Source organism: Melioribacter sp. Ez-97, assembly GCF_051488665.1.
Lineage (GTDB): Bacteria > Bacteroidota > Ignavibacteria > Ignavibacteriales > Melioribacteraceae > Melioribacter.
This window is the reverse complement of the sequence record NZ_JBPSEG010000001.1, coordinates 508,273-514,742: the sequence shown is the minus strand read 5'-3', so window position 1 is coordinate 514,742 and position 6,470 is coordinate 508,273. Positions and strand designations below refer to the sequence as shown.

The 6,470-nt window shown below is 42.3% G+C and carries 7 protein-coding genes; 1 reads left to right on the top strand and 6 read right to left on the bottom strand.

What is annotated here, in order from left to right; genetic code table 11:
• From pth to ACSSWA_RS02265, 4 genes are all read right to left on the bottom strand, one after another.
• A partial coding sequence (pth, locus tag ACSSWA_RS02280) for an aminoacyl-tRNA hydrolase (protein ID WP_437354971.1) occupies positions 1-577 on the bottom strand: 577 nt, incomplete at its 3' end.
• Between the two features lie 7 nt (positions 578-584).
• The gene (locus ACSSWA_RS02275) at positions 585-1,220 is read right to left on the bottom strand and encodes a 50S ribosomal protein L25 (RefSeq protein WP_437354970.1); all 636 of its coding nucleotides are present in this window, start codon (positions 1,218-1,220) and stop codon (positions 585-587) included.
• 24 nt (positions 1,221-1,244) lie between these two features.
• Positions 1,245-2,186 carry a ribose-phosphate diphosphokinase gene (locus tag ACSSWA_RS02270; protein WP_437354969.1) on the bottom strand — a complete coding sequence of 314 codons (942 nt, stop codon included), beginning with the start codon at positions 2,184-2,186 and terminating at the stop codon, positions 1,245-1,247.
• Between the two features lie 74 nt (positions 2,187-2,260).
• Entirely contained in the window at positions 2,261-2,920 is a 660-nt protein-coding gene (locus ACSSWA_RS02265; RefSeq protein WP_437354968.1) for a hypothetical protein, read from the bottom strand.
• A 128-nt stretch (positions 2,921-3,048) separates the two neighbouring features.
• Here ACSSWA_RS02265 and ACSSWA_RS02260 point away from each other — a divergent pair, with 128 nt between their 5' ends.
• Positions 3,049-3,270, top strand: coding sequence for an FmdB family zinc ribbon protein (locus ACSSWA_RS02260; protein ID WP_437354967.1), 222 nt, complete (start codon positions 3,049-3,051; stop codon positions 3,268-3,270).
• Positions 3,271-3,306: 36 nt separating this feature from the next.
• Here the strand turns inward: ACSSWA_RS02260 and ACSSWA_RS02255 are convergent, their stop codons facing one another.
• On the bottom strand, positions 3,307-5,709 hold the full coding sequence (locus ACSSWA_RS02255; RefSeq protein WP_437354966.1) for a peptidase MA family metallohydrolase: 2,403 nt from the start codon (positions 5,707-5,709) through the stop codon (positions 3,307-3,309).
• Entirely contained in the window at positions 5,631-6,470 is an 840-nt protein-coding gene (locus ACSSWA_RS02250) for a peptidase MA family metallohydrolase (RefSeq protein ID WP_437354965.1), read from the bottom strand. Before ACSSWA_RS02250 ends, ACSSWA_RS02255 begins: the two co-directional genes overlap by 79 nt.

The window sequence follows — 6,470 nt, the reverse complement described above, 5'->3', positions numbered from 1 at the left end:
ATCCCGATTTTCCGCCGGAAGATATTTTGCTGAAATGGTCGAGCATGGCTTTATAGCCTCCGGATACGAAGCATTCAGTCAGTTGAACTGCTTTTTCAACCGACGAATTAATTGTTTTAAGTTCGTCTTCGGGGAAAGGGGAAAGTACATATTCTGACAATGTCAAATCCCCGGGCTCTCCTATTCCGAATCTTAAACGGGGGAAATTATTGGACTCCAGATGTTCGATAATCGATTTCAAGCCGTTATGACCTCCGTCGCCGCCGCTTTTGCGTATTCGGAGTCTTCCGGCTTCAAGATAGATGTCGTCCGTAATAACGAGCATTTCTTCGGTCGGGATTTCATATTTGCGCAGCAAGTTTTTAACGGCGAGTCCGCTGAGGTTCATAAATGTGACCGGTTTAACCAAAATAAAATCGGAAGACCCTATCGAGCCTTCCGATATCAAATAGTTGTATTCAGGTTTAAAATTGAGGTTATGCAGATCGGCAAAACGGTCAAGAACAATAAATCCAATATTATGTCGAGTATTTTCGTATTCTTTGCCCGGATTGCCGAGACCTATTACAGCGCGCAATTGCGATTTATTCCTCAGTTTCCTCGGACTTGCCTTTCGAAATCACTTCGGGTTCTTGAGTTTCTTCCGTTTCCTCAGCCGGAACTTCTTCCTGAACTCTTGCGTGAACTACGGAAGCAATCACAACGTCTTCGTTATGGTCGATTTTATATTTATCCGTAACAATATCTTTAACATGAACGGATTCCCCGATTTTCAGATTTGTAATATCGACGCTGATATGTTCGGGGATATTTCCGGGTAGACATGTAATTGTAAGCTTATGCATTAATTGCTGCAAAATACCGCCTTCTTTGACTCCGACGGAAGCGCCTTCGAGAACAACAGGAACTTCAACCTGAATTTCGTGGTCGAGAGAAATTCCCATTATGTCGCAATGAATCATTTTGTCGGTAACGGGATCGAACTGAACGTCTTTAACAATAGCCTTGCGAGGCTCGTCTTCGTCAATAACCAGATTGATAATATGAGTTTCAGCAGTATAGACTAACGGTCTAAGGGCTGATTCGGTTAAATAAACCGGAATCGGTTCCTGACCGCTGACATAGAATATTCCCGGTACGTTACCTGCTTTGCGTAATTTATTCACCGCGCCTTTGGTGGTAAGTACTCTGCGTTTTGCTTTGATTGTGAGTTCTGACATCGTTTATCACTCCTTTGTACTAATTTATTTATCTTTATCTATTTCGAATAATGAACTGATCGATTCATTTCTGTTCGAGCGTATAATCGCTTCGGCAAGAAGCGTCGAAGAGGTTCTTACTTCGATTTTATCGCATTTGTGTTTTAAAGGAATACTGTCGGTTACGTATAATTTATTCAAAGGCGAAGATTCGATTTTGGAAATAGCTTCGCCAGATAAAAGCGGATGAGTTACAGCCCCGTAAATTTGGTTTGCGCCGTTGTCTTTCAACGCTTTTACAGCCGAAACGAAAGTTCCTCCCGTATCGACTAAATCGTCTACAATCAATACGTTTTTCCCTTCCACATCGCCAATGAGATGCATTACTTCAACCACGTTGTGTTTGGGCCTTCTCTTGTCGATAACCACGAGTCCGGCGTTTAAACGGTTGGCGTATGACCTTGCCAGTTTAATTCCTCCAACGTCGGGCGAAACCACGACCAAATTCTCTATTTGATCCTTGAAAAGATGAGTGAAAATCGGAGAAGCGTACAAGTGGTCAAAGGGGATATCGAAAAATCCCTGAATCTGCGCCGCATGGAGGTCCATCGTAATGACGCGGTCGGCGCCCGCGACTGTAATCAGATTTGCCACCAATTTTGCCGTTATCGAAACCCGCGGCTGGTCTTTTCTGTCCTGCCGCGCATAACCGAAATATGGCAAAACCGCAGTAACACGTTTAGCCGACGCTCTTTTGGCGGCGTCGATCATTATTAACAACTCCATTAAATTTTCTGCCGGGGGCTGCGTCGACTGTACAATATAAACGTCCTGCCCGCGTATATTCTGGAGGAATTTTACCCAAATTTCTCCGTCGCTGAATCGCCGTATATCGATTTTACCTTCTTTTAAATGAAGATAATTGCATATTTTGCGCGTCAGCTCCGGGTTTGATGTACCGGAAAATATTAATGGTGCGTTTTCCAATTTCTCAGATTCGATTTATTCTTCTAAAACAAGCCACAAATATAATTAATTACTTAAGGTTAGTCAAACCGGCATTAACGTACTCTTTTTGTAAATAGAAAGACAATTACCGTCAGAAGCACGAAAAGCGCCGCATAATAAATCCAGCGCGGAGTTTCTTTTAATTTAAATGGTCTGTAGGTGGCGGTTATATATTTTCCCGTTCCGATTTCGTCGAGAGAGTACTTCCATGTGAGTTTATTGCGCGTTATTTCGGTTGCATTGTGGCTTAAAATTTCTCCCGGCAGGTAATAGATGAACGTCAGGGAGAAATTACCGCTCTCAAATCCGAAACCGGTAGCTACAGGCTTAATAAATTGAGAAAATACTTTTGTGTTGTCGTCGATTTCTTTAATGCTGAGTTTTGAATCTCTGAATATTGGCGTGGCGTTAAGCGAATCGAGGTTTGTAAATTCGAATTCAACCTGCGTGTGGATTGTACTGTCGTTGTAATTACGATAGGTTACTACGCTTGTCAATTTGTTGAACTCCGAAGTGAATTCTTTTCGAACAGAGTCGGGATTGAAGAGCCCTAATTGTTCTACAATTATAGAATCTCTTTGAGAAGTCCATTTCATCCAATAGTGAATGAACATTTTACCCGAGCCGTCTGTTTTAATTGTAGTTACCTGAGTGTAATTGAGACATCCGGTCATTATGGCCGAAAGGAACAACAGTAAAATGATTTTTTTCATAGATCCGGCAATTTTTTTCAGAATCAAATATGCAAAAATTCTATCTAATAAGTATAGTGTTTTTCTCTGTTAATGTTTTTATTTTTACGGATTAATTTTACTGATTTTATGACAAACCGGGAGTAAATATGCCAACATACGAATATAAGTGTAATGATTGCGGTTATTTGTTTGAAGAATTTCAAAAAATTTCAGACGAACCACTTTCCACTTGTCCCAAGTGCGGCGGAGCTGTAAAAAGGCTTATCGGACCCGGCGCGGGTCCCATTTTCAAAGGAAGCGGATTTTACCATACGGATTATAAAGTCAAATCCAATTCTTCGGGAAAAAACGATTCAAAAAAAGACTAACTGCGGAGAGAGCTGCCGGGGCAAAACGGCAGCTCTCTAAAAGTCTAATCCAATCGATAAGTAATATCTCGGTTTTGAGAAACCTTCCAAATTCCATTTCCAGGCTATTTCAATTTTCCAGAGGAACAGCATATAAATCCGGAAACCGACACCCGTACCGAGTAACAGGTCGTCTGTTACCAAAGCGCCGTCGCTGTTACGACCGAATAATTTTAATTTGGAATTATCCGTCCATGCAGTTCCTGCGTCGAGAAATGCGGTTCCCAAAATATTCTGGAAAAAGAGGGGAAGAGGACCCGTAAGCAGGTATCTTATAATCGGCATTCTCAATTCCAGATTCAGAAGCGAGTATTTTGTGCCGATTTGCTCTGCGTAATCGTAACCCCTCATCGGCATTGCAGGCGATAAAAATGCAAAGTCGGATGCCGACTGTACGGGGACATCCTGGGTAGCGAAACTTCTGTTAATCCAATTTTCCGTTCCGCCCATAAAAAATCTTTGAGGATTTCCGCCGCCTGAATAACCGCCGGATAAACGTACTGCAAATGAATTGTCGAAAAAGAACCTGAAATATTTTCTGTAATCCCAGTTAATCGAATAGAAACTCTGCTTTGTGTTGAAGAATCCTGTGTTGCCGAATAACGTAACGGAATACCGGGTGCCTTCAATCGGGGAGGTATAGCCCCACAAAGAGTTGTCGTGAACAAAACTTACTGCCGGCACCGTATAAGTCGATTTATCCACCGGTTCGAAATAGTTATCCAGATTTTCAGCCGAAACGCTCATTATGCTGAGCGAACCGTCGATTCGATAAAAACGATTGAACGGATAGCTGAACGACGTTACCAGTCCGAAATTGCGGAATCTGTATAGTTCGTATCCGAAGAATGTTGTTCGGTAAAGAAATCGCGCGGTATGAAAAGCTTCTATTCCGAAATCCATACGCTTTTCGAGGTAATAGTATGCAAGTCCGTAATCGCTGTTTTTTAAGTCGACTTGTAAACTTGTAATTCCGATCAGACGATGATTGCCAAGCACATCGCTGAATGAAAGAACCGTCGTGCCCAACAATCCGTAAAGCGTGCTGTATCCTGCATTTGCGTAAATTAAATCGGGCGTGAAATTAACTTTGTATCTGTTGACAAGATAATTGCCTTCGTCGTCGAGTTTTTCCGTAAATAATTTTTGTTTTGCTATTACCCGGGCGCTGTCGCTGTCTTCGATTTTTCCGAAAACGTACCTGCTTAAATCATAGCTTGTTGTGTCCTGATCTTCATCTTCTTTATATTGTCCGACGAAAAATTTTGGGGACGACTTATCGTCTGCGGAATCCTGCCGGGCTTCTTCCGCTAATTGGAGGGAATCAACTTCAACTGAATCGGTCAAAACGTACGCGTCTTTCCTGAGCAGTGATTCCATATATTTCGTAGGTTTTAACGAGTCCGCAACGGGGCTCATGTCAAAGGGATTATTCAGCATAAAAAGATTATATCCCTGCTTATAAAGAGCGGTAAATACGAGTTTTTTCCCGTCGTAAGAGATCGAAGGCTGGCTGATTTCGCAGAGCGAATTCGAAATCGGATAAGCTTTTATATCGACAATCGATTCGGTAGAGTCGGGCGCAATTTTTTTCCGGTAAATATTGTTGATTCCGTTTCTGTCGGAGATGAAAAGAATTTCATTGCCGTCCGGCGAAACTTCGGGATACCTTTCGTTGCTTAAATTCCAATCCGTTATTCTCTCAATTTTATAGGAATCGACGTCAACCATGTAGAGGTCGAGCTGATTGTAGTTATGGTTGCTCATCATAAAATCGTCGGGAATCATATCGGGTTCTGTATATTCCTGGCGGTCGGAAGAAAAAATAATTTTTGAGCCGTCTGGAGTCCATTTGGGGTCCGTATCGCTGAATATGTCGTTGGTTACGTTAATCAGTTGTTTCTTTTCGAAATCATAGACGTAGATATCGGATTGTTTTTCATTATGAGCCGAGAAAGCAATTTTGGAACCGTCGTGAGACCAGTCGACCGATTCGATGCCCGGCAAGCGGAACGGAAGCTCTTCGGTTTCGCCCGTTTCCGTATTGATTACGGAAATTACGTCGTATCCGCTGCTCTTTGTAGAAAGCGCTATGCGGATGTTATCAGGCGCCCAAGTCAACGAGGGGTACAGAATATTCAATTCTTCAAAATCTGCGGCTTTGCCGCTTTCGACTACTTTCTTGATTATTTTTCCTTCGATAGCGTCCATTATATAGACGTCGAGGAAAATGTCTCTGTCGGATATGAAAGCGATCTTATCGCCTTGAGGGGAGAGAGCCGGGCTTGTGTTATAAAATCCGTATTGCTTTTTGTTGTCCGTTAATCTTTTTGCAAATTCATCCGGGTCTTTATAATTGGCAATATCGGGCCAGTAATCTTTTTTAAGGCTTTTTTCCATCTTTCATTCAATTCTTCCAGGTCGATTCCAAGCGAAGCTTTCATTGCGGCTTCGAGCGATCCGAGTCCCTGAATCTTATTAATTAACTCGCCCAGTTTTTCCCTGCCGTATGTATCGGCTATATATTTAAAAACCGATTGCCCGCCGCGATAGCCGAGGTATCCGCTCAGACCCTGAATATCGGGCAAGACCTCGCTGATTATTGCGTTCCTGATGAACATGTCCGTATAAGTCTCCCATCCCTGGGAAAAGTATTCGGCAGATCCTTCCATAAACCAATGCGGCAACTGGAGCGTAATGCCTTTAGAGATAATATTTTGAATGGAGCCGCCGAAATACATATCCTGCATGACGGCGTGAACCAACTCGTGATGAATTACATGTCTGAATTTTTCATAAGAACCTTCAAAAGGAATAACGACCCGGTTTTTAAATGGTTCTGTAAAACCGCCGACGCCTTGACCTGTGTATTGGTCTGTGATGTTGGTTTCCTGAAAATCATTATGTGAATTATAGAGAATCAGAATGATTCTGTTGTTGATCCGGTAGTTGAAATCGTCTTCGATTCTTTTGAGAGCGTCTTCAGCTGCATGAGCGGCAAACTCCGCCATCGTATCTCCGCCGTCGGCAAAATAAATGTCGAAATGTTTCGTTTGGATGTAATACCAGTCGTAAGTTTTATATTGAACCTTGTTTTGCCCGAATTGCGGGTAAACAGCCGCTTGTGCAAACAACAGGAAAAACAAAATAAATTTTTTCAT